Source organism: Autumnicola tepida, from assembly GCF_031846485.1.
Taxonomy (GTDB): Bacteria; Bacteroidota; Bacteroidia; order Flavobacteriales; family Flavobacteriaceae; genus Autumnicola; species Autumnicola tepida.
The window spans coordinates 1-362 of the sequence record NZ_JAVRHQ010000123.1 but is presented as its reverse complement, the minus strand read 5'-3'; the positions used below and the strand labels follow the sequence as shown (position 1 = coordinate 362).

At 34.0% G+C, this 362-nt stretch carries 1 protein-coding gene; it reads left to right on the top strand.

Features of this window, described 5'->3' with window-relative positions; translation table 11 throughout:
* On the top strand, positions 1 to 194 hold a 194-nt coding region (locus RM553_RS19635), incomplete at its 5' end, for a hypothetical protein (protein ID WP_311536656.1).
* Positions 195 to 362 lie beyond the last annotated feature (168 nt).

Below are 362 nucleotides of genomic sequence, written 5' to 3'. Positions count from 1 at the left end.
TTAACCGCGGCCGTTACCAACAAGAGTGCGCTGAAATTTTTAAAATTCTCATTACTATTTCTTTTTTGATTTTTATAAAAATTCTGCTTTACAACGTGGAAATTAACTCAACGGGAAGTGCAGTTTTTCAGTTCGTATTAATGGTTTTCAAAGGAAAAATTCTTTCCCTGGCGCTGAAAAATATTCACGATTAATAATGGCAAATTTTAATAAAGTGCTTTTTTTCGCACTCCAGTAGGTAACAGCGGTTAAATCAAATTGCGCTGAACCAGTAAAAAGTTATATTTTAGATTTTAATAATTTAAAGGCTTAGCTGACAAATCCAAGTTCTCATTCGCAACTTGCCTTAACCGCGGCCGTTA